Annotated in this window: 31 protein-coding genes; 14 read left to right on the forward strand and 17 right to left on the reverse strand. The window is 65.8% G+C overall.

The genetic code is table 11. The annotated features are described in order from the left end of the window. Positions 1-23 precede the first annotated feature (23 nt). Together E6C48_RS12295 and E6C48_RS12300 are read left to right on the forward strand one after the other, a co-directional pair. Positions 24-446, forward strand: a complete 423-nt coding sequence (locus E6C48_RS12295; RefSeq protein WP_136357571.1) for a metallopeptidase family protein — start codon at positions 24-26, stop codon at positions 444-446. 230 nt (positions 447-676) lie between these two features. Then, on the forward strand, positions 677-1,210 hold the full coding sequence (locus E6C48_RS12300) for a dihydrofolate reductase family protein (protein WP_136357573.1): 534 nt from the start codon (positions 677-679) through the stop codon (positions 1,208-1,210). Positions 1,211-1,361: 151 nt separating this feature from the next. On the opposite strand, the gene E6C48_RS12305 is transcribed toward E6C48_RS12300, so the two are convergent. Together E6C48_RS12305 and E6C48_RS12310 are read right to left on the reverse strand one after the other, a co-directional pair. Next, entirely contained in the window at positions 1,362-1,571 is a 210-nt protein-coding gene (locus E6C48_RS12305; RefSeq protein ID WP_136357575.1) for a DUF1737 domain-containing protein, read from the reverse strand. A 44-nt stretch (positions 1,572-1,615) separates the two neighbouring features. Beyond that, a complete protein-coding gene (locus E6C48_RS12310; protein WP_136357577.1) occupies positions 1,616-2,488 on the reverse strand; it encodes an HpcH/HpaI aldolase/citrate lyase family protein in 873 nt (290 codons plus the stop codon). A 90-nt stretch (positions 2,489-2,578) separates the two neighbouring features. Here E6C48_RS12310 and E6C48_RS12315 point away from each other — a divergent pair, with 90 nt between their 5' ends. Next, the gene (locus E6C48_RS12315) at positions 2,579-3,748 is read left to right on the forward strand and encodes an NAD(P)/FAD-dependent oxidoreductase (protein ID WP_136357579.1); all 1,170 of its coding nucleotides are present in this window, start codon (positions 2,579-2,581) and stop codon (positions 3,746-3,748) included. Positions 3,749-3,891: 143 nt separating this feature from the next. Here the strand turns inward: E6C48_RS12315 and E6C48_RS12320 are convergent, their stop codons facing one another. Continuing rightward, on the reverse strand, positions 3,892-4,272 hold the full coding sequence (locus E6C48_RS12320) for a fimbrial protein (protein WP_136357581.1): 381 nt from the start codon (positions 4,270-4,272) through the stop codon (positions 3,892-3,894). Between the two features lie 24 nt (positions 4,273-4,296). On the opposite strand from E6C48_RS12320, the gene E6C48_RS12325 reads away from it, so the two are divergent. Then, on the forward strand, positions 4,297-5,334 hold the full coding sequence (locus tag E6C48_RS12325; protein ID WP_136357583.1) for an RluA family pseudouridine synthase: 1,038 nt from the start codon (positions 4,297-4,299) through the stop codon (positions 5,332-5,334). Between the two features lie 188 nt (positions 5,335-5,522). Further along, positions 5,523-6,434 (forward strand): RNA polymerase sigma factor RpoH, encoded by a 912-nt coding sequence (rpoH, locus tag E6C48_RS12330; protein ID WP_136357585.1) that lies wholly within the window; start codon positions 5,523-5,525, stop codon positions 6,432-6,434. Positions 6,435-7,175: 741 nt separating this feature from the next. Here rpoH and E6C48_RS12335 read toward each other — a convergent pair. Then, on the reverse strand, positions 7,176-8,186 hold the full coding sequence (locus E6C48_RS12335; protein WP_136357586.1) for an NAD(P)H-quinone oxidoreductase: 1,011 nt from the start codon (positions 8,184-8,186) through the stop codon (positions 7,176-7,178). Between the two features lie 106 nt (positions 8,187-8,292). On the opposite strand from E6C48_RS12335, the gene E6C48_RS12340 reads away from it, so the two are divergent. The 5 genes from E6C48_RS12340 (at position 8,293) to E6C48_RS12360 (ending at position 11,307) form a co-directional block, all read left to right on the forward strand. Next, positions 8,293-8,484: a DUF1192 domain-containing protein gene (locus E6C48_RS12340; RefSeq protein ID WP_136357588.1), complete on the forward strand. Its 192-nt coding sequence runs from the start codon at positions 8,293-8,295 to the stop codon at positions 8,482-8,484. A gap of 139 nt (positions 8,485-8,623) precedes the next feature. Continuing rightward, on the forward strand, positions 8,624-9,871 hold the full coding sequence (locus tag E6C48_RS12345; protein ID WP_136357590.1) for an MFS transporter: 1,248 nt from the start codon (positions 8,624-8,626) through the stop codon (positions 9,869-9,871). Between the two features lie 31 nt (positions 9,872-9,902). Further along, positions 9,903-10,163, forward strand: coding sequence for an ArsR/SmtB family transcription factor (locus E6C48_RS12350; protein ID WP_136357592.1), 261 nt, complete (start codon positions 9,903-9,905; stop codon positions 10,161-10,163). 69 nt (positions 10,164-10,232) lie between these two features. Beyond that, positions 10,233-10,748, forward strand: a complete 516-nt coding sequence (locus tag E6C48_RS12355; protein WP_136357594.1) for a winged helix-turn-helix transcriptional regulator — start codon at positions 10,233-10,235, stop codon at positions 10,746-10,748. Positions 10,749-10,875: 127 nt separating this feature from the next. Further along, positions 10,876-11,307 (forward strand): GlcG/HbpS family heme-binding protein, encoded by a 432-nt coding sequence (locus E6C48_RS12360; RefSeq protein ID WP_136357596.1) that lies wholly within the window; start codon positions 10,876-10,878, stop codon positions 11,305-11,307. 18 nt (positions 11,308-11,325) lie between these two features. Here E6C48_RS12360 and E6C48_RS12365 read toward each other — a convergent pair whose 3' ends face one another. The 3 genes from E6C48_RS12365 to E6C48_RS12375 all read right to left on the reverse strand — a co-directional run bounded on the left by E6C48_RS12365 (position 11,326) and on the right by E6C48_RS12375 (position 12,980). Next, the gene (locus E6C48_RS12365) at positions 11,326-11,727 is read right to left on the reverse strand and encodes a hypothetical protein (protein WP_136357598.1); all 402 of its coding nucleotides are present in this window, start codon (positions 11,725-11,727) and stop codon (positions 11,326-11,328) included. Between the two features lie 155 nt (positions 11,728-11,882). Continuing rightward, entirely contained in the window at positions 11,883-12,065 is a 183-nt protein-coding gene (gene rpmF, locus E6C48_RS12370) for a 50S ribosomal protein L32 (protein WP_136357600.1), read from the reverse strand. A gap of 153 nt (positions 12,066-12,218) precedes the next feature. Further along, positions 12,219-12,980: a transglycosylase domain-containing protein gene (locus E6C48_RS12375; RefSeq protein ID WP_136357602.1), complete on the reverse strand. Its 762-nt coding sequence runs from the start codon at positions 12,978-12,980 to the stop codon at positions 12,219-12,221. 78 nt (positions 12,981-13,058) lie between these two features. On the opposite strand from E6C48_RS12375, the gene E6C48_RS12380 reads away from it, so the two are divergent. Next, positions 13,059-13,991 (forward strand): polyprenyl synthetase family protein, encoded by a 933-nt coding sequence (locus tag E6C48_RS12380; protein ID WP_136357604.1) that lies wholly within the window; start codon positions 13,059-13,061, stop codon positions 13,989-13,991. Positions 13,992-14,063: 72 nt separating this feature from the next. Here the strand turns inward: E6C48_RS12380 and E6C48_RS12385 are convergent, their stop codons facing one another. The 5 genes from E6C48_RS12385 to E6C48_RS12405 all read right to left on the reverse strand — a co-directional run bounded on the left by E6C48_RS12385 (position 14,064) and on the right by E6C48_RS12405 (position 17,662). Continuing rightward, the gene (locus tag E6C48_RS12385) at positions 14,064-14,414 is read right to left on the reverse strand and encodes a VOC family protein (protein WP_136357606.1); all 351 of its coding nucleotides are present in this window, start codon (positions 14,412-14,414) and stop codon (positions 14,064-14,066) included. Further along, positions 14,411-14,797, reverse strand: a complete 387-nt coding sequence (locus E6C48_RS12390; RefSeq protein ID WP_136357608.1) for a RidA family protein — start codon at positions 14,795-14,797, stop codon at positions 14,411-14,413. Before E6C48_RS12390 ends, E6C48_RS12385 begins: the two co-directional genes overlap by 4 nt. Before the next feature lie 4 nt (positions 14,798-14,801). Beyond that, complete coding sequence (locus E6C48_RS12395) at positions 14,802-15,701, reverse strand: hypothetical protein (RefSeq protein WP_136357610.1); 900 nt, start codon at positions 15,699-15,701, stop codon at positions 14,802-14,804. A gap of 45 nt (positions 15,702-15,746) precedes the next feature. Continuing rightward, entirely contained in the window at positions 15,747-16,352 is a 606-nt protein-coding gene (gene leuD / locus E6C48_RS12400; protein ID WP_136357612.1) for a 3-isopropylmalate dehydratase small subunit, read from the reverse strand. A gap of 83 nt (positions 16,353-16,435) precedes the next feature. Further along, positions 16,436-17,662: an argininosuccinate synthase gene (locus tag E6C48_RS12405; protein ID WP_136357614.1), complete on the reverse strand. Its 1,227-nt coding sequence runs from the start codon at positions 17,660-17,662 to the stop codon at positions 16,436-16,438. A gap of 252 nt (positions 17,663-17,914) precedes the next feature. On the opposite strand from E6C48_RS12405, the gene E6C48_RS12410 reads away from it, so the two are divergent. Then, on the forward strand, positions 17,915-19,180 hold the full coding sequence (locus E6C48_RS12410) for a Glu/Leu/Phe/Val family dehydrogenase (RefSeq protein ID WP_136357763.1): 1,266 nt from the start codon (positions 17,915-17,917) through the stop codon (positions 19,178-19,180). Positions 19,181-19,242: 62 nt separating this feature from the next. Further along, positions 19,243-19,884, forward strand: a complete 642-nt coding sequence (locus E6C48_RS12415) for a LysE family translocator (protein ID WP_136357616.1) — start codon at positions 19,243-19,245, stop codon at positions 19,882-19,884. On the opposite strand, the gene E6C48_RS12420 is transcribed toward E6C48_RS12415, so the two are convergent. The 3 genes from E6C48_RS12420 to rlmN are packed head-to-tail and all read right to left on the reverse strand — an operon-like array spanning position 19,865 to position 22,049. Further along, the gene (locus tag E6C48_RS12420) at positions 19,865-20,332 is read right to left on the reverse strand and encodes a hypothetical protein (RefSeq protein WP_136357617.1); all 468 of its coding nucleotides are present in this window, start codon (positions 20,330-20,332) and stop codon (positions 19,865-19,867) included. The genes E6C48_RS12415 and E6C48_RS12420 overlap by 20 nt on opposite strands. Continuing rightward, the gene (locus tag E6C48_RS12425) at positions 20,329-20,820 is read right to left on the reverse strand and encodes a hypothetical protein (RefSeq protein WP_136357619.1); all 492 of its coding nucleotides are present in this window, start codon (positions 20,818-20,820) and stop codon (positions 20,329-20,331) included. Before E6C48_RS12425 ends, E6C48_RS12420 begins: the two co-directional genes overlap by 4 nt. Continuing rightward, positions 20,817-22,049 (reverse strand): 23S rRNA (adenine(2503)-C(2))-methyltransferase RlmN, encoded by a 1,233-nt coding sequence (rlmN, locus tag E6C48_RS12430; RefSeq protein WP_136357621.1) that lies wholly within the window; start codon positions 22,047-22,049, stop codon positions 20,817-20,819. The genes E6C48_RS12425 and rlmN overlap by 4 nt, the downstream gene beginning before the upstream one ends. Before the next feature lie 197 nt (positions 22,050-22,246). On the opposite strand from rlmN, the gene E6C48_RS12435 reads away from it, so the two are divergent. Continuing rightward, positions 22,247-23,596, forward strand: coding sequence for a chloride channel protein (locus E6C48_RS12435; protein ID WP_136357623.1), 1,350 nt, complete (start codon positions 22,247-22,249; stop codon positions 23,594-23,596). A gap of 49 nt (positions 23,597-23,645) precedes the next feature. Here E6C48_RS12435 and E6C48_RS12440 read toward each other — a convergent pair whose 3' ends face one another. After that, positions 23,646-24,149 (reverse strand): invasion associated locus B family protein, encoded by a 504-nt coding sequence (locus E6C48_RS12440; protein WP_136357625.1) that lies wholly within the window; start codon positions 24,147-24,149, stop codon positions 23,646-23,648. Positions 24,150-24,413: 264 nt separating this feature from the next. Then, complete coding sequence (locus E6C48_RS12445; protein WP_136357627.1) at positions 24,414-24,773, reverse strand: YkvA family protein; 360 nt, start codon at positions 24,771-24,773, stop codon at positions 24,414-24,416. Between the last annotated feature and the right edge of the window lie 24 nt (positions 24,774-24,797).

Below are 24,797 nucleotides of genomic sequence, written 5' to 3' on the forward strand. Positions count from 1 at the left end.
GCCGCGGAGCGCAAGGATAAAGCATGGCCCGCATCTACAAGACCCGCACCTGGCATGGCGAACTGTCGCCGTCGCTGGAGGAAATGGAATTTTTGGCGCTGGAGGCCTATGCGCACCTGCCGGAGGAATTCCGCACGCTGACCGGCGAGATCGTCATCCAGGTGACGGAATTCCCGACCGACGAGATCATGGACGACCTGTCGCTGGAGACGCCGTTCGACCTGCTCGGCCTGTTCGAGGGGCGCGGCATCGCCGAGCGCTGGAACCCGGCCACCGGCGAAGGGCCGAACCGCATCACGCTCTACCGCCGCGCCATCCTCGACTACTGGGCCGAGAACGAGGAGACGCTGGGCGACATCGTCACCCATGTGCTGATACACGAGATCGGCCACCATTTCGGCCTGTCGGACGACGACATGGAGCGGATCGAGGAAGCGGCGGAGTAGGGTTCCGGCATTCTTCACCGCCGCCATACTGGGGCAGGTTTCGACCGGGACGGAAGATTTGAGAACCCGCCGCTCGTCGAGCCTGAAATGCGTCGTGGGTTTCGGGAATTTTACGACAGGAACCGGGTAACGACCCTGCCAGGGAAAATTTCCGGCCATATGTCGGGCCGCTTCGCTGTCCTTCGTCTTGTATGCGGCAGGTTATCCGACATGACGAGGGATCTTGCAGCATGGCGAAGATCGTATTCGGAATGAACCTCTCCCTCGACGGCTATGTCGATCATCAGGACTTGCCGCCGCCCGATGCCGTACTCTTCCGTCACTGGACCGAGCACGTTCACGATCTGACGGGCAGCATCTACGGCCGCCATATGTACGAAGACATGCGCTATTGGGACGACGACCATCCTGACTGGACCCGGGAACAACGAGACTTCGCGGCGGCGTGGCGACGCCAGCCGAAATGGGTCGTATCGCGCTCGTTGAAGTCGGTCGGTCCCAATGCCACGCTTGTCGCGGATGACGTCGAGGTCGCGATACGCGGGCTGAAGGCCAGGCTGACGGGAGAGATTTCCGCTTCCGGACCGGAGTTGGCGCAAAGCCTGACCGACATGGGTCTGATCGACGAATACCGCCTCTACCTTCACCCCGTGGCGCTCGGTCGCGGCAAGCCCTTCTTTGCCGGTCCCCGGCCGCCGCTCCGCCTTGTGGCCAGTGAGCGAATCGGCGGGGAGGTCATCAGGTTGACCTACATTCCCGCCTGATTACAGGCCGCGCCGGCCAGGTCCCTTTGAGGTGAAGGCTGCCGCCGCGGTGTCGCGCAATCGCCGCGACAGATTGATCGTCACGGTTGGTCCCCGGCTGTCCCGAGGACAAGGGCAAGGCTTCCATGCCCGGCAGGGGCCGGTCCGCAGCCTACCAGTCGCCCAGTTTTGTCTCGCCGGGCTTGTATTCCTCTCCGTCGACATCCTTCACCACCGCCTGGCCGCAGCGCATGATTTTTTCCTTCTTGTCGTAGGCGTAGGTGGGCGAGCCGTAGAGGTGCCAGCCCTTGTTCAGGGCCACTGTTACCTTGTGGCAGAACTTGGCGTCGTCGACTTCGGTGAGGAAACGATAGAGGCGCATGGCTTGATCCTGTTCAGGGTCGGGCTGGGTCGTGTCGGGGGCGATCATGCGCCGATGGCGGCCGCCTTCGCCAGCAGTTTTTCGGCCTGCGCCAGATGCAGGCGCTCGACCATTTTTCCATCCAGCCCGATGACGCCCTTATCGGCGTTCTCCGGCTTCGCGAAGGCCTCGCGGATGGCGCGCGCCTCGGCCAAAGCCTGTTCCGACGGCGCGAAAGTGGCGTTGGCCGGGCCGATCTGCGAGGGGTGGATGACGGTCTTGCCGTCGAAGCCCATGGCGGCGCCTTCCGCGCATTCGCGGCCAAAACCGTCGGCGTCGCGAAAATCGTTGTAGACGCCGTCCAGAAGGTCGAGCCCGCCGGCCTTGGCGGCGAGCACGAGCTGCATCAGCCACGGCATCAGGTAGCGGCGATCGGAAACGCCGGTTTCCTTGGCGAGATCGTTCGTTCCGGCAACGAAACAAGCAAGCCGCGAGGCCGGATCGCGGCCGAGTTCGGCGATGGCGCCGATGTTGAGCAAGGCCTTCGGCGTCTCGATCATCGCCCACAGTTTCACTTCGTCAGGGGCGGCAGCGTCGTCCAGCGCGTCGCCGGCTTCGAGAATGTCACGGGCGGTGTCGACCTTTGGCAGCAGGATGGCGACGGGCTGGCAGGCAAGTGCGGCGGCAAGGTCATCGGCGCCCCATTCGCTCGCCAGCGCGTTGATGCGGATCACCCGCTCGGCGCGACCGGCAGGTGCGGCGAAAATGGCGGCGAGCTTGGCGCGCGCGGCCGGCTTGTCGGCGGGCGCCACCGCGTCCTCGAGGTCGAAGATGACGACATCGGCGTCGAGGCTTGCCGCCTTGGCCAAAGCCTTGTCGTTGGAAACCGGGATATAGAGGGCCGAGCGGCGCGGCCGGCAGAGGGTCTGTTCGGTCATCTGGTCTTCTTGCCTTTGAAGCCTGGCTCTTGCAAGAGAGGGCCGCGCCGTTCCTGAAGCGGCGATCTTTTCGCAAACGGACAGGCGGCCATGGCCAATTACGACATAGTCATCATCGGCGGGGCGATCGTCGGCGCCTCGACGGCCTATTTCCTGCGCAAGGACGGCTTTTCGGGCTCCATCGCGCTGGTCGAGCGCGACCCGCAGTTCACCCATTCGGCCACCACGCTGTCGGCCGCCTCGATCCGCCAGCAATTCTCGATCCCCGAGAACATCCGCCTGTCGCAGTTCACGCTTGGCCTGTTTAGGCGGCTGAAGGAGGAATTCGGTGCCGATGCCGACATCGGTTTCCGCGAGGGCGGCTACCTGATCCTCGCCGGCGCGGAAGGCCTGCCGATCCTTGAGGCCAACCATCGCGCGCAGGTCGCCGAAGGCGCCGACATCGTGCTGGAGGATGCGGCGGCCCTCACGCGGCGCTTTTCCTGGCTGTCGGGCGAGGAGATCGCCGCCGGCGCCTACGGCTTGAGCGGTGAAGGCTGGTTCGACGCACACGCCTACCTCACCCTGTTCCGCAAGGCGCTGAGGACGATGAACGTCGATCTGATCACCGCTTCCGTCACCGGTATCGCGCGGGACGGCAACCGCGTCACCGGCGTCACGCTGGACAATGGCGAGACGCTTGCAGCCGGCACCATCGTCAACGCCGCCGGGCCGAACGCCGGCAAGGTGGCGGCGCTGGCCGGCATCGCGCTGCCGGTGGAGCCGCGCAAGCGCACGGTCTTCGTCTTCGAATCGCGCGACCGCTTCGACGACATGCCGCTCACCGTCGATCCGTCGGGCGTGTGGTGGCGGCCGGAAGGCTCCGTCTACATTACCGGCGGCGCCGAGGTCGAGGATGGAGAGCAGGCCGCCGACCCGGCCGATTTCGAGCCGGAGTGGGGCCTGTTCGAGAACGAGATCTGGCCGGTGCTGGCGACCCGCGTGCCCGCCTTCGAGGCGATCAAGATGACGCGCGCCTGGGCCGGTCACTACGACTACAACACGCTCGACCAGAACGCCGTGATCGGCCCGCACCCGGAGGTGAAAAACTTCCTGTTCGCCAACGGCTTTTCCGGCCACGGCCTGCAGCAGGCGCCGGCGGTCGGCAAGGCGCTGGCCGAGCTCGTCCTGCACGGCGGCTATCGCAGCATCGACTGCTCCGCCTTCGGTTACGAGCGGGTGGCCGAGGGGCGGGCGTTCCGCGAGCTGAACGTCATCTGAAAAATCGTGAGGCCGGGCTGCAAACGGCGTTTGGCTGCACTCCGGTGCTCACGTACTTCATGTACGCTCCGCTCCGGTGCTCGCCGAGTCACCGCTTTCGCTCCGGCCTGACGATTTTTCTCGGTTTGTGCCTGGTCGTTGCCCTACTGCGTGCGCAGCGCGAACTGGCCGATCATGCGCTTCTCGCCGATGTCGTAGACGAAGATGGCGCGACTGCCGTCGGCCAGTTCGGCGTCGATGGCGATGCGGTCGCCGGAAATCGACTGCGACACGATTTTCGCGCCGACCGGTAGCACGATGTCGCCGCTGGCCGGCTGGCCGTCCGGCGTCGGGATATCGCTTGCCGGCGCTGACGCCGGCGGCGTCCTGTACGACTTGTAGACAAGGGCGCCCACCACCACCATAAGGGCGAGGAAGATCAGCCCGAGGTTGATGCCCATGAAGCGGATGAGCTTGCGGCGCAGCCTGTCGATGCTCGGATCGAGCGGCTTTTCGTCTTCATCGTCGGCGGCGGGCCGGGCCATGGCATATCCAGCGGTTCTTAAAAGATGAGCGCTCATAACGAACGACCGGACGAATTGATAGGGGTGCCGAGGACGCTGACGGCTGACGCCGGCGCGGCCGGCCAGCGGCTCGACCAGTGGCTGGCGGCACAGCTTGCCCCCGCCCTGTCACGCAGCCGCGTGCAGGCGCTTATCAAGCAGGGGGCCGTCTCCACCAACGGCAAGACCGTCTTCGAGCCGAAACACAAGCTCGCCGCCGGCGACGCCGTCACGGTCGAGGTGCCGGAACCGGAGCCGGCCGAGCCGCAGGGCGAGGCGATCCCTCTCGACATCCTCTATGAGGACGACGCGCTGATCGTGGTCAACAAGCCGGCCGGGCTGGTCGTGCATCCCGGCGCCGGCAACTGGACCGGAACGCTGGTCAACGCGCTGATCCACCATTGCGGCGACAGCCTGTCCGGCATCGGCGGGGTGAAGCGTCCTGGCATCGTCCACCGGCTGGACAAGGACACGTCCGGCGTCATGGTGGTGGCCAAGACCGATCATGCGCACCGGGTGTTGTCGGAAGCCTTCGCCGACCACGGCCGCACCGGCGATCTGCGCCGCGCCTATGTCGCGCTGGTCTGGGGCGTCCCGACCCCCGCCGTCGGCACCATCGACGCGCCGCTCGGCCGCGCGGCGGACCGCATCCGGCGCGCCGTGGTGCCCGAGGCGCGCGACGACGCCCGCCATGCCGTCACCCATTACGCGGTCGAGGAACGGTTCGGCGAAGGCCGCAAGGATTTCGCCCCGGCAAGCCTGGTCGAATGCCGGCTGGAGACCGGCCGTACCCACCAGATCCGCGTCCACATGGCCCATATCGGCCATCCGCTGGTCGGCGACCGCGACTATGGCCAGGCCTTCCGCACCAAGGCGAACCGCCTGCCCGAGCCGTTGCGCGCCACGGTGCAGGCGTTTCCCAGACAGGCATTGCATGCCCGCCTCCTTGAATTTTCGCATCCCGATACCCATCTGATGATGCGGTTCGAGGCGCCGCTGCCGGACGACATGGAGGAACTGGCCGGCGCCTTTCGCAATTCCTGAACCCGCCATCAATAAACTTGACTCGCTTTGTTCACTTTGGCGTGACAGATTGTTTCACGTTGAACAAAAGCTGTCTTTTCTGGTTTTGTTCCTGTATAGTCCGGTTCGTCGCGCGCACGCATTTCGGGGTGCCGCGTCATAAGCCCGCCGCGTTTTGGGGGCTATCTCACGAGAGGAGGGCGCTCATCATGGCCCAGACACTACCCAGTATCGTTTCCGGTGAAGGCGGGCTGTCCCGCTACCTGGAAGAAATCCGCCGCTTTCCCATGCTGCAGCCGCAGGAAGAGTACATGCTCGCCAAGCGGTATCAGGAGCATGACGACACCAGCGCCGCGCACAAGCTCGTCACCAGCCACCTTCGGCTCGTCGCCAAGATCGCCATGGGCTATCGCGGCTACGGCCTGCCGATCGGCGAGGTGATCTCGGAAGGCAATGTCGGCCTCATGCAGGCCGTCAAGAAGTTCGAGCCGGAGCGCGGCTTCCGGCTGGCCACCTATGCCATGTGGTGGATCAAGGCTTCGATCCAGGAATACATCCTGCGCTCGTGGAGCCTGGTCAAGATGGGCACGACCGCCAACCAGAAGCGCCTGTTCTTCAACCTCAGGAAGGTGAAGGGCAAGATCCAGGCGCTCGACGACGGCGACCTGAAGCCCGACCAGATCGCCGAGATCGCCACCCGCCTCAACGTCTCCGAGGAGGAGGTGGTGTCGATGAACCGCCGCCTGTCGGGCGACGCCTCGCTCAACGCGCCGATCCGCGCGACCGAGGGCGAGAGCGGCGAATGGCAGGACTGGCTGGTCGACGACCATGACAGCCAGGAGACCATGCTGATCGAGCAGGACGAGCTGGAGAATCGGCGCGGCATGCTGTCGGGCGCCCTTTCGGTGCTCAATGATCGCGAACGCCGCATCTTCGAGGCGCGGCGCCTCGCCGAGGAGCCGCTGACGCTGGAGGAACTGTCGTCCGAGTTCGACATCTCCCGCGAGCGCGTGCGCCAGATCGAGGTGCGCGCCTTCGAAAAGGTGCAGGACGCCGTCAAGGCCGCCGCCAGGCGGCAGGCGCAGTCGCTGCGCACCATCGAGGCGCAGCCGGCGGCGTAGTCCGCTACGGCGTTGAAAAATTGCGAAGCCCGCTTCCGGAAGGAGGCGGGCTTTTTCGCATGCTTTTTGCGAAGAAAATCTATCCCCGTCTTTCAAACCCGTCCCATACTCGGCCCCAGCTTCCCGCGCGGGAACACCGGTCATGACGGTGATTGCGTGGCGGGGAGCCGGCGCCTCCGCCGGTCGTCAAACGTAGGCGATCAGCCGGGGAGGTTCCGTCCAAGGGTTCCCCTGGGGATATTACGGTCCCCGCGCGCTGGACGAGCGCTTTAAGCTTCGGCCGGTGGCGGCGCAAATGCCTTCATCGTGTGCCGTGGTGAAGCGGAACGGACGGGAACAGAAATCGCCGGACGGCGGTCTTCGGATCGCAGTTTTATAAAATTCGGCAGCGTTCCGACGACCGCCGTCTTCCCGACCTCAACCCACCGAGGTCTGTTCTTTGACAATGGCCAGGGCCGAAAGGCAGCGTGGCGAGGATGAAGCGCGCCGACTCTCCCCCTCCCCCTTGAGGGGGTCCGAAGGACGCCGCCCGAAGGGCGGTGGGAGGGGTCGCTGATCGTAAGACGAGGGCTTCATAACGTCGGAGCGGTGGAGGTGACCCCTCCCGTCAGGCCTGCGGCCTGCCACGGCCCTCCGCTATCGCTCCGGGCGTTCGTAGCTCGAAAAGCCAAGCAATTGGCTTTTCGTCCGCTACGCGGACCGCTTCTCACCCCCTCGAGGGGAGGAGAAGCCGGCGCTCTCTCACCCGACATCCAGCACGATCTTCCCCACATGCTCACCTTCCTCGAGGCGCTCGTGCGCGCGCCAGGCTTCCTTGAGCGGGAAGATCATGTCCATGACGGGGGCGACGCGGCGGGTGGCGAGCAGCGGCCAGACCTGCGCTTCGAGGGCGGCGGCCACCGCGCCCTTGAACTCGACGGTGCGCGGCCGCAGCGTCGAGCCGGTGTGGACGAGCCGCTTGACCATCAGCTTTGAAATGTCGGCATTGGCCATGGCACCGCCCATGGTGGCGATCTGGACGATGCGGCCCTCCATCGCGGCGGCGTCGTAGTTGCGGCTGACATAATCGCCGCCGACCATGTCGAGGATGACGTTGGCGCCCCGGCCGTCGGTGGCGTCCTTGACGGCGCGGACGAAATCCTGCTCGCGGTAGTTGACGGCGCTGTCGGCGCCGAGCTTGACGCAGGCCTCGCATTTCTCGGCCGAACCGGCGGTGGCAATGACGCGGGCGCCGAAGGCCTTGGCAAGCTGGATCGCGGTGGTGCCGATGCCGGACGAGCCGCCATGGACGAGCAGTGTCTCGCCTTCCTTCAGGCCGCCGCGCTCGAAGACGTTGTGCCAGACGGTGAAGAAGGTTTCGGGCATGGCCGCGGCTTCGGTCAGCGTGAAGCCCGCCGGCAGCGCCAGCGCGTTGGAGGCGTGCACGGTGACGTATTCGGCATAGCCGCCACCCGGCGTCAGCGCGCAGACCTGGTCGCCGATGCGCCATCGGGGGGCGCCCTCGCCGAGCGCCGCCACCTCGCCGGCCACTTCGAGGCCCGGCAGGTCGGAGGCGCCGGGCGGCGGCGGGTAGGCGCCCTTGCGTTGCAGGAGGTCGGGCCGGTTGACGCCGGCGGCATGGACGCGAATCAGGATCTCGCCCGGTCCCGGCTGCGGCACGTCGCGTTTTTCCGGTTTCAGCACCATCGGTCCGCCGGGCTGGGAAATCGCCACCGCCGTCATCTTCGCCGGAATTGTCTGTGCGCCTGCCATGTTTTCCTCTGTCCCCTTCGCCGTCTTTTGTCTGCCTTTTGCACCCGGCCCACGCCCTATGTATGCTGCCCGGCGCGTCAGGCAAACAGGCAATCGGAGAGCCGCGATGGCGATCTTTGAAGACGAACCGAGGAAAAAGCCGAAAGCGCATGAAATCGGCCAGGACCTTTCGCTGCTGTCCGTCGCCGATCTCAACGAACGCATAGGTCTGCTGCGCGAGGAGATCGCCCGGCTGGAGGGGGAACTGCAGGCCAAGGGCGCCACCAAGTCGGCCGCCGAGGCGCTGTTTCGCCGCTAGAGTGTGATGCCGAAAAGTTGCAGACTTTTCGGAAAACATCATGCGTCAAAAAGAATTCCAGGTGTCGTATCGCCGCCGCCGAAAAGCCCTAAACCGCCTATTGTGACGTGGGTGCACCGATTCTCCAGACGGACCTCCGATGCTCGCAGCCTACAGACCGATCCTTTCCCTCCTTCGCGGCACCGCCTTCCTGCTCGCCGCCTCCGGCCTGCACGGCCTGCTGCTGCCGTTGCGCGGCCAGGTGGAGGGGTTCTCCACCACCGCGCTCGGCCTCATGGGCACGGCCTGGGCGAGCGGCTTCGTCGCCGGCTGCTTCTTCGCGCCGCGCATCGTGCGCCGCGCCGGCCATGTGCGCGCCTTCGGCACGTTCGCCGCCGCCGGCGCCATCATCGCGCTGCTGACGGGCCTCATCATCGACGAATACGCCTGGATCGTGCTGCGCGCCTTCACCGGCTTCACCATGGCCGGCGCCTTCATGATCATCGAGAGCTGGCTGAACGAGAAGGCCACCAACGAGAACCGCGGCACCGTCTTCGGCCTCTACATGATGGTCACCTACGCCTCGATCATGGGCGGCCAGATGATCGTCGCCGGCGGCGACGTGCACTCGGCCTCGCTGTTCATGATCACCGGCATCTTCTTCTGCCTGTCGCTGATCCCGACGGCGGTGTCGACCCAGTCGACGCCGCAGCCCCTGCAGGACGTCAAGCTCGACCTCAAGGGCCTCTACGCCAACTCGCCGGTCTCGGCTGTCGGCTGCCTGCTGATCGGCGTCGCCAACGGCGCCTGGGGAACGCTGGGTGCGGTCTACGGCGCGCGCGTCGGCATCTCGACGGCGGCGATCGCGCTGATGATGAGCCTCGTCGTCATCGCCGGCGCCGTCATGCAGTTGCCGGCCGGGCGCTTGTCGGACCGCACCGACCGGCGCTACGTGCTGGCAGGAGCCGCCTTCTGTGCGGCGCTGTTCGCGCTTCTCATCTTCCTGTTCCAGCCGCGGACGGGCGCCCTGGTGCTCACCTTTGCGGCCTGCTACGGCGCTTTCGCCTACACGCTCTATTCCGTCGCCGTCGCGCATGCCAACGACCACGCCGACGCGCAGGATTTCGTCAAGGTGTCCGGCGGCCTGCTGCTGCTTTACGGCTTCGGCACCATGATCGGGCCGATGCTGGCTGCCGGGCTGATGGACTGGGTCCGGCCCGAAGGGCTGTTCCTGGCCACGGCGCTGGCGCATCTTTCGCTCGCCGGCTACACGCTCCTGCGCATCAAGGCCCGCGCACCGGTACCGATCGAGGATCGCGACGCCTTCAAGACGCAGCCTGCCGAGCGGACGCTGACGCCGGAAGCGGCGCGTCTCGACCCACGCACGAAACCCGAAACCGGAGGTTGAGATTTCCGTAACTTTGCCTCACAAATGAGGCATGACGCCAGATGCCTTCGTCGCCATCGCCGATCCCCACCGTCGCTACCTGCTGGAGGAATTGCGGCGCGGCCCGAAGACGGTGGGTGAACTGGCGTCGGGCCTGCCCGTATCGCGGCCGGCGGTCTCCCAGCACCTGAAGGTGTTGCTCGACGCCGGGCTGGTCAGCGCCGAAAGCCAGGGCACGCGCCGCCTCTACGCGGTGAGCGGTTCCGGCTTCCTCAAGCTCAACATCTGGCTCGATCAGTTCTGGGAAGGGTGAAGCCGCCACGGCTTGCGTCACCCGGTCACCGATCCTATCTTGCAACTGGTTTTTCCGCGAGATGCATCGATGCCGCTTGACCGACGCTCCGGCTGCCCCATCAACCTGTCGCTGGAAGTGTTCGGCGACCGCTGGAGCCTGATCATCCTGCGCGACATGATCTTCGGCGGCCGGCGGCATTTCCGCGAGTTGCTGAACCATTCGATGGAGGGCATCGCCTCCAACATCCTGGCCGACCGCCTCAGGCGCCTGCTCGAGCTCGGCATGCTGACCAAGGCCGACGATCCCACGCACAAGCAGAAGGCGATCTACAGCCTGACGGAAATGTCGATCCAGCTCGTGCCGATCATGGCGCAGCTCGGCGCCTGGGGGCGGGTCTGGCTGCCGGTCAGCGAGGAGCTGTCGATCCGCGCCGAACTGCTGGAGCAGGGCGGACCGGTGCTGTGGGACCGGTTCATGGACGAATTGCGGCACGAACATCTGGGTATCGGTGCGCAGAAGCCCGTCGGGGAGACGGTGCGCGCCGAGTTGCAGGCGGCTTATGAAGCCGTCGTTGCCCGGAAGACGGCGGCGGTCACGGCCTGAGGCGACGCGCCGGCAGCATATTTCCGCAAAGCTTCAGCCGTCTCGCGGGCGAAGCTGTTTCAATGCCGGCGACGCTTACCTATCTCACCGGCATATCCAATCATCGCTTTGCAACGGAGATATTTGCATGACCGCTTTGACCCTCGCCGCCGCCAAGACCATCATCGATGCCGCTTTCGCCAAGGGCGTGGAACTGGGGCTACGGCCGCTTGGCGTTTCCGTACTGGATGCCGGCGGCCACCTCGTCGCCTTCCAGCGCCAGGACGGCGCATCCTTCCTGCGGCCGCAGATGTCGGCCGGCAAGGCCTACGGCGCGGTGGCGATCGGCATGGGCGGCCGCCGCCTGGAAGCCTTCGCCAAGGACCGGCCGCATCTCATGGCCGGCATTTCCGACGTGTCGGGCAGCAAGATCCTGTCCGTTGTCGGCGGGGTGCTGATCCGCGACGGCGCGGGCACGATCCTCGGCGCCGTCGGCATATCCGGCGATTCCTCGGAGAACGACGAGGCGGCCGCGATCGCCGGCATCGAGGCGGCCGGATTCACGGCCGATCCGGGTTGAGCCCGGCAGCGGCCTGCCTCAGCTCAGATTGACGTCGCGTCCGGCCGAGCGGATCGACACCGAGAAGCCGGCCAGCACGTCGATCAGCGCGATCACCATCAAGATGAAGAAGACGGAGTGTGCGGCGCCCCTGACCAGCAGAAATTCCACCAAAAACGCGACGAAGACGAAGGTGGACAAAAGATGGTCGAGGATCGAGGCGTTCGAAGTGCGCGTCGACTTCAGGATCTCGATGAAGAAGAAGGCAAGGCCGATCAACGCCATCAGGTCGCCGAGCGTCATGGAGAAGACGCCGCCCGACATCATGGAGACGGAGAAGATCTCGTTCGCCCACGGATCGGCGCCGCCGCCGAACAGGCCGGCAAGCCCGAGATTGTAGAGGATGAAGGGGACGATCAGCAGCGGGATACTGGCGAGCATCGGAAGGTTCCGGTTTGGTCGGCCCTGTAGACCGCCGGCACCGGCCGGCGTCAAGATGTTCTATGGCGAACCCGTGCCGCACGGCACATGGCGGGAAACGCAAAAAGGACCGGCCAGGGGCCGGTCCCGCGCTATCCAGTCCTGAAAGGAGGCTATCAGCCTTCCTTCGGCTCCAGCACCTGGCGACCGCGATACATGCCGGTCTTCAGGTCGATGTGGTGCGGGCGGCGCATCTCGCCGGAGTTCTTGTCCTCGATATAGGTCGGCGCCTTGAGGGCGTCGGCCGCACGGCGCATGCCGCGCTTGGAGGGGGAGGTTTTGCGTTTCGGAACGGCCATGGATATGCTCCATCAATTCGGTCAAAGCCCGTCATTGCCCTCGTGAAAGGGCCGCTTTCGGGCCGGATTTCCAGAAGAAAGTGGCGTGCCTATACACGGCCTGCGCCGTTTTGGCCAGCGCCGGCGCGAATTTTTTTGCCGCACCGCGCCAGCCTATTGCAGGCAGCCGACATAGCCGCCGGACTTCGCCGCCCGCCGCTCGATCAGGTGGGCGAGCCGCCTGAGCCCCGGACCGGGCTTGGCCGGGTTGCGCTCATAGGGATTGGGCAAGGTGACGGCCAGAAGGGCGGCCTGCCGGCGGGTCAGGTTCTTCGCCGAAACGCCGAAATGATATTGCGCGGCCGCTTCGATGCCGTAGATGCCCGGCCCCCATTCGGCGATGTTCAGGTAGATTTCCAGGATCCGCCGCTTCGACAGCACGGCGTCGAAATAGACGGCCAGCGGCAGTTCCGCAAGCTTGCGCAGGCTCGCCAGCGGCCGCGACCACAAAAACAGGTTCTTCACCGTCTGCATGGTGATGGTGGAGGCGCCGCGCGTCGCCTCGCCGGCCAGCGCGTCGTCCACGACGCCCCTCAGCTCGCCGAGATCGATGCCGTGGTGGAAGCAGAACTGGCCGTCCTCAGACATGATGACGGAGTTGGCGAGCACGGGCGCCACATCGTCGAGCGACACCCAGCGCCGCTCGTAGCCGGAAAAGGTGGCGAGGTCCTTCAGCATCAGCGTCGAGACGGGATGGACGAAGGACGGCGCGTAGAGAACGGTCAGAACCACGGGAACGAGCGCCAGTGCCAGCGCCGTCATCACGATACGCCTGACCCAGCGCCGGGCACCGGCGCGGCTGCCGCGCTTTGCTCTCGACGCCATCTCCAGCCCTTCGGCCCCTTGGTCGCTGATCGGTTCCGCCAACCCGTTCAACCTCGATCAAACCCCCTACCGGCATAAAGGCGGTTGGCTGCTTGCGCAATGTCTGAGTGTCGGCTACCGCTCGCGGCCATGGCGAAAGACGACGATACGGCGTTCGATCAGGCAGGCTTCGACGAGGCGCTTCGGCGGCGCGCCCGGATGGTGGAGGCGGTGCTTCGGCAGGTGCTGGAACAGCGGCCGCTGGCCGGCGAAATCGCCCGGCCGCAACGGCTGATAGCGGCGATGCAGCACGGCGTGCTCGCCGGCGGCAAGCGGCTGCGTCCCTTCCTGGTGATGGAAAGTGCGGCGCTGTTCTCAGCCGACGGCGAGGCGGCCGCGCGCGTGGCGGCGGCGCTCGAATGCGTGCATTGCTATTCGCTGATCCACGACGATCTGCCGGCGATGGATGACGACGACCTGCGCCGCGGCCAGCCGACCGTGCACAAGGCCTATGACGAGGCGACCGCCATCCTGGCCGGCGATGCGCTGCTGACGCTGGCCTTCGATATCGTCGCCGACGAGGCGACGCAGCTTGCGGCCGAGCGTCGGGCGGCGCTGGTGCTTGCGCTGGCGCGCGCCGCCGGGGCCGGCGGCATGGCGGGCGGCCAGATGCTCGATCTGCAGGCAGCCGACGCACCGCCGGACGAAGCCGGCATCATCCGCCTGCAGGCGATGAAGACCGGCGCGCTCATCCGTTTCGCCTGTGAGGCCGGCGCCATCGTCGCCGGTGCGCCGGCGGCCGAGCGCGAGCGGCTGGCCGAGTTCGGCTCGGCGATCGGCCTGGCCTTCCAGCTTGCCGACGATCTTCTCGACCTCACCGCCGACGCCGGGACCATGGGCAAGGCGACGGGCAAGGACGCAGCCGCCGGCAAGGCGACGCTGGCCGCCCTGCATGGGGAAGACTGGGCGCGGCGCCAGCTTGCCGGACTGGTCGCGCAGGCGCGCGCACTGCTCGAACCTTACGGCGCACACGCGGCAATGCTGGCGGACGCCGCTTCCTTCGTGGCCGCGCGCAACAAATAGAAGCCCGGCCCGGTCTCTCTTTTAACGCATGTCTTTATCCCGAAACCGGTGCCACTTTCGGGGGGACCTGCTTCAGGCGTGCGAGAGAATGTTGACCAGTCGGCCGAACGGGTCACGCACGTAGAAGCGTTTCACGCCCCATGGCTCGTCGGCCGGGCCGTATTCGATCCGGAAACCGGCATCCTTCATGCCTTTGAGCGCAGCCTCGACGTCGTCCACCTCGATGGAAAGGTCAGGCACCGGTGTGCCGGAGCCGCCCTCTTCCATGAAGCTCAGCTGGACCGTCATCCTTTCGCCCGAACCGTATGTGGCGATCCAACCCATATCCATGAGGACATCGAGGCCGAGCAGATCGCCGTAGAAGCGCTTCGCGGCCTCCATGTCGTCGGTCGCGATGTTGGCGACAATGCGGCGCACGGTCATGCCGCACCCCGTTTGAGTGCCGTCACCTCGATCTCGATCTTCATTTCCGGCTTGTTTAGCTGGCAGGTTATCATGGTGGCGGCCGGGCGGATGTCGCCGAAATATTCTCCCAGGATGGGGAAGACCGTGTCCACGTCGGCCGGGTCGGTGATGTAGTAGTGCGCGCGCACGACGTCGGCCAGCTCGAAGCCGCCTTCCTTCAGTGCTTTGGTTATCGTGTCCAGGCAGTTGCGGGTCTGCGCCTCGATCGTGTCGGGCATGGTCATGGTGGCATAGTCGTAGCCGGTGGTGCCGGAGACGAAACACCAGTCGCCTTGCACCACGGCGCGGGAATAGCCGGCGGTCTTCTCGAACGGCGAGCCGGTGGAGATCAGCTTGCGCATCGCGTCAGTTCGGCGGCGTGAGCGCGGTGGTCATCAGGCCGCGAATGGCGGGCGGCCAGCGCTTCAATGCAGGCCATGTGTCCACACCCTTTTCGCCCTGATGCGCGAAATAGACGGCCTTGTTTCTCGTATCGATCGCCATAAAAGAATCGGCGACGCCGCAGGCGTGCGGCGTGCAGCCGTTACCGAAGACGAGCCCCATCTTGGTCGCCTCGGGCGCGCCGCTGACGCTGAGGCCGACGACGACCTCCGACATATGCTCGCCGAGCAGCTTGCGGCTCATCCGGTAGATTTCGGCATTCTTGAAAGCGTCGAGCATGCTGCTCAGCTTCGACGGGCTGAAATCCTTCCACCCGGTATTGGGCTCGGGCGAGAAGGAAAGCTCACCCGCCGTGGTCAGCCCGGCCTCGGGCGACCACGTCTGCACCAGCGCGGTGTCGCCGGGCAACAGGTAGGGCAGGAAGACGATGCGATCGTCCGACACGGAGGCCGGCGGTGCGCCGCATTCTTCCTCGCCGATGGCAATGCTTTGGATTTCGCCGCCCTTCGGCTTCCAGACCAGCACTTCGGCCGGGCCGCAGGCATTGCCGCCGTTGCCGACCGCCACCAGCGCCACGTTGACGCCGCCGACAGTGACGACCTTGTCGAAATTCACCTGGTAGTTCTTCGCCAGTTCCTTGCCGTCATAGGCAAGGGTCTTTTCGCCGTATTCTTCCTGCTGGGTGATGGTGAGCTTGCCGCCCTCGAAATCGATGGAGGTCGGCGGCTCGCCTCCGGCCACGGCGTCGTTTGGCGCGGGCTCGGCGGCGGGCGCCGGGTCCGCCGCCTGCTGGGCATGCGCAGCAATGCCCGAGAAGACGAAAAGCGCCGCCGCGCAGGTTCCGGCAAGAAACAACCGCGTCATGACACGTCTCCTAGACTTGGCCGGCACGCCGTGTCGCGCCGAAAATCACGCCCAGGGGCGGACTTCCGCGTTGCGCTTCTCGAAGGAGGCGATGGCGCCGGCCTTCTCCATGGTCAGGCCGATATCGTCGAGACCGTTCAGCAGGCAGTGGCGCTTGAAGTCGTCGAGGTCGAACTTGACCACGCCGCCGTCCGGGCCACGGATTTCCTTGGCTTCGAGATCGACCGAGATGGTGGCGTTGGCACCGCGCGAGGCATCGTCCATCAGCTTGTCGAGATCCTCGGGGCTGACGGTGATCGGCAGGACGCCGTTCTTGAAGCAGTTGTTGTAGAAGATATCGGCGAACGAGGTCGAGATGACGCAGCGGATGCCGAAGTCGAGCAGCGCCCACGGTGCGTGCTCACGGCTCGAACCGCAGCCGAAATTGTCGCCGGCGACGAGGATCTGCGCCTTGCGGTAGGCCGGCTTGTTGAGGACGAAATCCGGGTTCTCCGAGCCGTCCTCGTTGTAGCGCATCTCGGCGAACAGGCCGGTGCCGAGGCCGGTGCGCTTGATCGTCTTGAGATAATCCTTGGGGATGATCATGTCGGTGTCGACATTGACGATCGGCAAGGGTGCGGCGACGCCGGTGAGCTTGGTGAACTTGTCCATGGCCTGATGCCCGTCTTGGGTTGCGGGGATGACCCCGGATTAACATAAAGGCTGCCGCAAAGGAAAGGCAGCTTCGTGCCGCCTCAGTTGCCGCGGTTGCGTGCCGCCAGCGTCCTGAGCCTGAGCGCATTCAGCCGGATGAAGCCTTCGGCGTCCTTCTGGTCGTAGGCGCCGCGATCGTCCTCGAAGGTGACGAGGTCGTTGCGGTAGAGCGACTTCTTCGACTTGCGGCCGGAAACGATGGCGTTGCCCTTGTAGAGCTTCAGGCGCACCGTGCCCTCGACGTCTTCCTGGCTCTTGTCGATCAGGGCTTGCAGCATCAGCCGCTCGGGCGAGAACCAGAAGCCGTTGTAGATCAGTTCGGCATAACGCGGCATCAATTCGTCCTTGAGATGCGCCGCGCCCCGGTCGAGGGTGATCGACTCGATGCCGCGATGCGCCTGCAACAGAACCGTGCCGCCGGGCGTCTCGTAGACGCCGCGGCTCTTCATGCCGACGAAGCGGTTTTCCACGAGGTCGAGGCGGCCGATGCCGTTGTCGCGGCCGAGGTCGTTGAGGGCCGCCAGCATCGCCGCCGGCGACAGCGCCTTGCCGTTCAGGGCGATGGGGTCGCCCTTCAGGAACTCGATCTCGATTTCGGTCACAGCGTCCGGCGCGTCCATCGGCGAGATGGTGCGCTGGTGGACGAATTCCGGCGGCTCGACCCACGGGTCCTCCAGCACCTTGCCCTCGGAGGAGGAGTGTAGAAGGTTCGCGTCGACGGAGAATGGCGCGTCGCCGCGCTTGTCCTTGGCGATCGGGATCTGGTGCTTTTCGGCGAAGTCGAGCAGGTCGGTGCGTGACTTGAACGACCAGTCGCGCCACGGCGCGATGACCTTGATGTCCGGATTCAGCGCATAGGCCGAAAGCTCGAAGCGGACCTGGTCGTTGCCCTTGCCGGTGGCGCCGTGTGCCACGGCGTCGGCACCGGTCTCGCGAGCGATCTCGACCAATCGCTTGGAGATCAGCGGCCGGGCGATGGAGGTGCCGAGCAGGTAGAGCCCCTCGTATTCGGCGTTGGCGCGGAACATCGGGAAGACGAAATCGCGCACGAATTCCTCGCGCACGTCCTCGATGTAGATTTGCTTGGCGCCCATCATCTCGGCCTTCTTGCGCGCCGGCTCCAGGTCGCTGTCGCCCTGGCCGAGGTCGGCGGTGAAGGTGACGACTTCGGCGCCGAGCTCGGTCTGCAGCCATTTAAGGATGATGGAGGTGTCGAGGCCGCCCGAATAGGCGAGCACGACCTTCTTGACGTCTTTCAGCTTGGCCATGGGAAGTCCGTTACCGTTCAGCGCGTGTTTGGATGGCGCACTTCATAGCAGGAAAGCGCCGCGCGGCAAGCGTTCGGGCCGGTATCGAAAGTTGCACCACGAATGCGCAAACAGCCGGAAAATTACGCAAATGGTCCAATAGAGGCGATTGAGGCATTGTTAAGGGCGCGGCTTGTGTGCAATTCAGGGCGCGGCCGTCCGGCCGCCTCATCCCCTCGCCATGAAAAGCAGGAAATCACGCAAGGAATGACCATGTCGCAAGGCAACCTTCTCGATAGCGCCCTCTCCCGTCTCGACGAGGCGGCCAAGCATATCAACGTCGATCCCGACGTCATCGAGAAGCTGAAATACGCCCGCGAAACCACCAAGGTCCGATTGATGATCCGCATGGACGACGGGTCGCGAAAATCGTTCCTCGCCTGGCGATGCCGCTACGACGACACGCGCGGCCCGACCAAGGGCGGCATCCGCTTCCATCCCGACGCCACGGTCGAGGAAGTCGAGATGCTGGCCTTCTGGATGACCTTCAAATGCGCGGTCATGAACCTGCCCTATGGCGGCGGCAAGGGCGCCGTGCAGGTCGATCCGCGCCAGCTCTCCAAGGCCGAGCTCGAGCGCCTGTCGCGTTCCTACATGCAGGCCTTCTCGCGCATCATCGGGCCGGACCGCGATATTCCGGCGCCGGACGTCTACACCAACGCCATGATCATGGGCTGGATGGCCGACGAATATTCCGAGATCGTCGGGCAGGCCTCGCCGGCCGTCATCACCGGCAAGCCGATCGCGCTCGGCGGCTCGCTCGGGCGCGGCGACGCCACCGCGCGCGGCGGCTACTATCTGGTGCGGCATCTCTCCGGCGACCTCGGCCTCAAGGGCAAGCTGCGCATCGCCATCCAGGGCTTCGGCAATGCCGGCCAGCATATCGCCTCGCTGTTCGCGGCCGACGGCCATTCGATCGTGGCGGTTTCGGATTCCGGCGGCGCGGTGGCCGCTGCCGGCGGCCTCGACGTCGAGGCGCTGCTGGCCGCCAAGGCCGAAGGCCATTCGGTGGTGACGACGGCCGGCCGGCACGGCCATGAGGCCATCGCCGCCGACGAGATCGTCGGCGCCGATTGCGACATCCTCGTTCCCGCCGCGCTTGAAAACATGATCCACGAGCACAATGCCGCGACCGTCAAGGCCAGGCTGGTGCTGGAACTGGCCAACGGACCGGTCACGCCGGAGGCCGACGCGATCCTGGCTTCGCGCGACGTCGTTGTGCTTCCCGATATCCTCGCCAATGCCGGCGGCGTCACCGTCTCCTATTTCGAGTGGGTGCAGAACAAGCAGGGCTATTACTGGGAGCTGGAGGAAATCCACACCAAGCTGCGCACCATCATGGAGCGCGAGGGCCGGGCGATCCGCGAGCTTTCGGTGTCGCGCGGCATCACCATGCGCACGGCCGCCTATGTCCATGCGCTGAGCCGGTTGGCCGAAGCGATCGAGGCGCACGGCACGCAAAGCTACTTCATCAGCTAGTGATTTTCGGCTAGAGAAAGCGGGCGCCGATCCGGCGCTCGCTCCAATTCCGGTTGCCTCCCGTGACCTTCATTCCCGACCTTTCCATTCTCGTCCAGTTCGCCATCGCCAGCGTCATCCTGGCAATCACGCCGGGACCGGACATGACATTGTTCGTCTCGCGCACGCTCTCCCAGGGCCGCGCCACGGGCTTCGCCTCGATGTCGGGCGCCCTGTTCGGCACGCTGGTCCACACGACGCTGGTGGTGGTCGGCATCTCGGCACTGATCGTCGCCTCGCCGATGGCCTTTTTCGTGCTGAAGATTTTCGGTGCCGGTTATCTCGTCTTTCTCGCCTGGCAGGCGCTGACGAAGGGTTCGGCCTTCTCGCCGGAGGCAAAGGCCGGTCCGCGCATCTCGCTGTTGAGGAGCTGGATGGCCGGCCTCGGCGTCAACCTGCTCAATCCCAAGGTCATCCTGTTCTTCATGACCTTCCTGCCGCAATTCGTCTCCGCGCACGATCCGCATGCGCCGGGCAAGCTGTTCTTCCTAGGCGCCCTGTTCGTTGCGGTGTCGGTCGTGGTAACGGCGCCGATGGTGCTGGCGGCCGAACGCTTCGCCGCGGCGATGAAGGCGAGCCCGCGGGTCACCCGCGTGGTCGATTATCTGTTCGCCGGCGTGTTTTCCGCCTTCGCGCTGAAGATCCTCACGGCCCAGGCGAAATAGCGGCGGGCGCCCGCCACGACCCGGCCGTGCGGCCGGCGACCAGCCAGTAGAAAATGCCGCCGACGATGCCGCTGCCGAGGATCGTTGCCATCACGCGGGGGCTTGCGGCCTCGAGACCGGGATCGGATGCCTGATACAGGAAGGCGAGGAAGACGGCGGCGACCGCACCGCCGCCGAGCGCGTAGGTGAGCCAGTCCCGCCGTGCCAGAAACTCGCTGACCAGCACCACCGCGACCGACGGGATGAAGCCGAAATAGGCGACGAACAGGGCGACGAAGGGGACCGAAAAGATCAGCGAACCGGCCACCAAAGCCGGTGCGTCCCCGGGCTCGAAACCGGCCCAGGCGAAGACGATGGCGTGCAGGAAAGCGCTCGCCGACAGGGAGGCCGCGACATAGCCGGCCAGGATGACGACGAGGCGCAGCAGGCAGGCGAGGACGCCGCTCATGTTTCCATCGCTCGCTGGCGCGCGGCGATGAAGCGTCCCGCGCCCGCCCAATAGGCCGCGCCGCCGGCGAAGCCGCCGGGAAGGGCGGCAAGGAACGGCTCGATCATGCCGAGCAGCGAGCCGCTGTAGATGCCGAAGATGAGGAAGGACGGGACGACATCCGCCAGCCCGGCGAAGGCGTAGCTGCGCCAGCGCCGCCAGCCCAGCCGCTTGCCGAGCGTGATCGCGACGATGAAGCCCGGCAGGGCGCAGAAGAACGTCCAGAAGAAGGCGACGAAGACGATGACGGGCGCGTCGGTCAGCGCGAAGCGGACACCCGCCAACGTGCCGCTCGACATCGCCGACGGTGCAAACAGCAACGCCACCGTCACCACGGTGGCGACCGCGACGGCAAGGACATAGCCGGCGGCGATCAGCAACAGTTTCAAGAGGGCCGACCGCAGCCGGCCGGGCCTGTCGCCTTGCGCTCCGGTGGCGCCGGCGCTCACGCCTCGCCGTGTCCCGCGATCATCATCGCTTCGAGCGCCAGCCGGTCCACTTTCCGCATGCGCTCCGATTCCGACTTCAACTGGCCGCAGGCGGCGAGGATGTCGCGGCCGCGCGGCGTGCGGATCGGCGAGGCGTAGCCGGCATTGTTGATGAAGTCGGCGAAGCGCTCGATCGTCTCCCAGTCGGAGCACTGGTAGTTGGTGCCCGGCCAGGGATTGAAGGGAATCAGGTTGATCTTGGCCGGAATGCCTTTCAAGAGCGCCACCAGCGCGCGGGCGTCGTCGAGGCTGTCGTTGACGTCCTTCAGCATGACGTATTCGAAGGTGATGCGGCGGGCGTTGGACAGGCCCGGATAGGCGCGGCAGGCTGCGATCAGCTCCTTCAGCGGGAACTTCTTGTTGATCGGCACCAGCAGGTCGCGCAGGTCGTCGTTGGTGGCGTGCAGCGAGATCGCCAGCATGACGCCGATCTCCTCGCCCGTGCGGTAGATTTCCGGCACCACGCCCGAGGTCGAAAGCGTGATGCGGCGCTTCGACAGCGCCAGCCCGTCGCCGTCGGAGGCGATCAGCAGCGCCTTCTTCACCGCCTCGAAATTGTACAGCGGCTCGCCCATGCCCATCATGACGATGTTGGACACTTTCCGCCCCTCGGTTGGTACGATGGCGCCGGCCGGCGTGTCGCGGTCGGGGAAGTCGCCCAGCCGGTCGCGGGCGGAAAGCAGCTGGGCGAGAATTTCCTCGGCCGTCAGGTTGCGCACCAGCTTCTGCGTGCCGGTGTGGCAGAAGGAACAGGTCAGCGTGCAGCCGACCTGGCTGGAGATGCACAGCGTGCCGCGACCTTCCTCGGGAATGTAGACCGTCTCGATCTCCACCGGCCGGCCGGCGCCGCGCGGCGGAAACCGGAACAGCCATTTGCGGGTGCCGTCGGTGGAGATCTGCTCCTCGACGATTTCCGGCCGTGCAATGGAAAAATGCCGGTCGAGCGCGGTGCGCAGGTCCTTGGAGATGTTGAACATCAGGGAAAAATCGGAGACGCCGCGCACATAGAGCCAGTGCCAGAGCTGGCTGGCGCGCATCTTCGCCTGCTTTTCCGGCACGATGCCAGCGGCGACGAGCGCCGCGGCCAGTTCGGGCCGGGTCAGGCCGATCAGCGGGGGTTTTTCGGCAACGACGGGACGGGCAAGCGCTGCGCGCGCGTCCGGGTTGGTAAGATCGAGGGAAAGGGACATGGCCGGCCCAATATAAGCGATTTGCGGCCGATTTCAGCACCGGGCGCACGGAAAACGCGGCGCATAGCACAGGTTGGCGGAAGAGTCATCGGCCGGAGGAAGCGGCGGTCCCGGCGGCGTCAGCCATCGCGAGCCGTTGATGGGTTCAACGCGCTTTCGAGCTGTGTTACCGCTCGCCGAAACAGGCAGCTTCGACGATGGCAGTCCCGCCCCGCAAATATCCCATGCTGCGTCGCACGCGCGTGCTCTGGGGCTCGCGCCGCGTCTGGCAACCCCGCCTGGTGTTCTGGAGCGGCGCCATCGCCGTCGGCCTTATCAGCGTCCTTTTCGCGAAGCTGGCCGATCTGGCGCAACTCGGCTTCCACATGCTGGTGAATGACGGCCATGGCTGGCGCGGCTGGCTACCGCTGGTCGTCACGCCGCTCGGCTTCGTCGCCTGCGCGTGGCTCGCCTTCACCTGCTTCCCCAATTCGCAGGGTAGCGGCATCCCCCAGGCGATCGCGGCACGGCATCTTCGTTCCGACGAGGATCGTAGCCGCCTGCTCTCGCTGAAGATGGTGGTCGGTAAGATCGGCCTCACCCTGCTGGGACTGCTCTGCGGCGCCTCGATCAGCCGCGAGGGACCGACGGTGCAGGTCGGAGCCTCCGTGATGTTGCAGGCGGCGCGCTGGGGCGGCATCGCGCAGGAACGGGGGCTCATCCTGGCCGGTTCGGCGGCGGGCGTGGCGGCTGCCTTCAACACGCCGCTCGCCGGCATCGTCTTCGCCATCGAGGAGATGGGGCGTACCTACCAGGCACGCACCAACGGGCTTGTGCTGACGGCAGTGATCTTCGCCGGCCTTGCCTCCCTGGGACTGGTCGGCAACTACACCTATTTCGGCGTCGCCAAGGACAGCGTGTCGTTTGCCGACTGGCCGCTGGTGATCGCCTGCGGCGTCGTGGGCGGCGGGTTCGGCGCGCTGTTCTCGTGGCTGACGCTCAAGGCGACGCGCCGGATCCGGCGCTGGAACACGCTGCAGCCGTTGAAACGCACGCTGGTCGTCGCCGCGCTATGCGGGCTCGGCGTCGCCGTCATCGGGCTGGCAGCCGGCGGGCTGACGTTCGGCACCGGCTACAGCCAGGCGCGCGGTGCCATCGAGGGTGCTCCGCTCCCGTGGTATTTCTTCGGCGCCAAGCTGACGGCCGGCGTGCTGTCGACCGTCTCGGGCATTCCGGGCGGTCTGTTCGCGCCGTCGCTGGCCGTGGGAGCGGGACTTGGCAGCACGCTCGGCATAGCCTTCGGCTCCAGCATCGGCATCGCCTCGCTGCTCGGCATGGCCGGCTATTTCGCCGGCGTGGTGCAGGCGCCGATGACGGCTTTCGTCATCATCCTGGAGATGACCGGCAACCACGACAACGTCATCGCGCTGATGCTGGCGTCGATGCTGGGTTACGGCACGGCGCGCATCGTGTCGCACGAGCCGCTCTACCACGCCCTGTCGCGCATCTTCATCGCCGAGGCGATCCGCAGGCATCGTGCCGAGGCCGCACCGGGCGCCGAAGGCTGAGCCGTCAATCCGGCGGCCGCCGTCGACCGGCAAGCAGCCGTGAGAGCACCTACTTGCAGCTCTTGATCGAATCGAGCGCCGCCGAGATGCCCTTGAGCGAGAAGGTATAGCTGGTGGCGTTGCCGCGGCCGGACTTGGCCTCGACCTTCATGTCGGAACCGCCCTTCATGGCGGCGACCAGCACCGGCTCTTCGGCCGCGTTCTCGACCCAGGCCGACTTGCCCTTGGTGAACATCGAGAAGGACTTGCCGTTGATCGTGACGGTGGCCTTCGAGCCTTCCTGGAAGTTGTAGCCGGCGATGAACTGCGGCTCGTAGGATACCTGCTGGCCCGGCCGCTGGCTGACGAAGAAGAACATATCGCCGTGGTCGAGGCTGGGTGGCTGCTTGTCGGTCGGCACCGTCAGCACGTAGCAGACCTTGCCGTTCGCCGTCTTGTAACTGTAGGTGCCCCAGGCGCTGTGCTGGCCGATCTTGGTCGCCTGCTGGGCGAGCGCCGGAGCTGCGCCCGCGACAAGGATGAGGCTCGCAACTGTGGCTATCAATCCGCGCATCGCTTTTCCCGTATTCTCAAATGGTTCGAAAGCCAGGCCGGATCCCGCCCAGCCCGTTCGCTTCATTTTGATTTAATCTGGGTTACCAAAGGGTGAACTTCCGGGAAAGGAACCCCCACCAAAGGAAACCGCCGCCATCTCCGCGCCGCAACCCGAGAGCGGCGGCGCGATGTCCCTGACCGACTTGGAAAATAGGAAAGCGGCGAGAGTTTGACTGCGCCTGCCACGGGAGGCGCAGGGAGCGGTGCGTCGATCCGCCCCGGATCAGCTTTCGTCGGCGATCGCCTCGCGGGCGGCCAGCCGATGCGCGGGCGTGATGTGGGCGCGCACTGCGGCGATCGCCGCCGTCAGCACGGCAACGTCGTCTGTGAAGCCGAGGCCGAAGACGAAATCGGGAATGGCGTCGGTCGGCAGCACGAAATAACCCAGCGCAGCCAACAGGATACCCTTGGCGCGAAGCGGCGTGTTCTTGTCGAGCGCGCAATAATAGGCGGCCACGACATCCTCCATGAAGGGGATGTGCCGCGCGGCCTTTTTGGCGGTACGCCAGAACTTTGCACGCACTTCGGTCTCGTCGCCAGGCTTGCCGAAACGGGAAAAATCGAAGCCGGTCTGCTTCGCCATTGCCATCTCCTTTCGCCGGCCCCG

This window comes from Ollibium composti (assembly GCF_004801285.1).
Lineage (GTDB): Bacteria > Pseudomonadota > Alphaproteobacteria > Rhizobiales > Rhizobiaceae > Mesorhizobium > Mesorhizobium composti.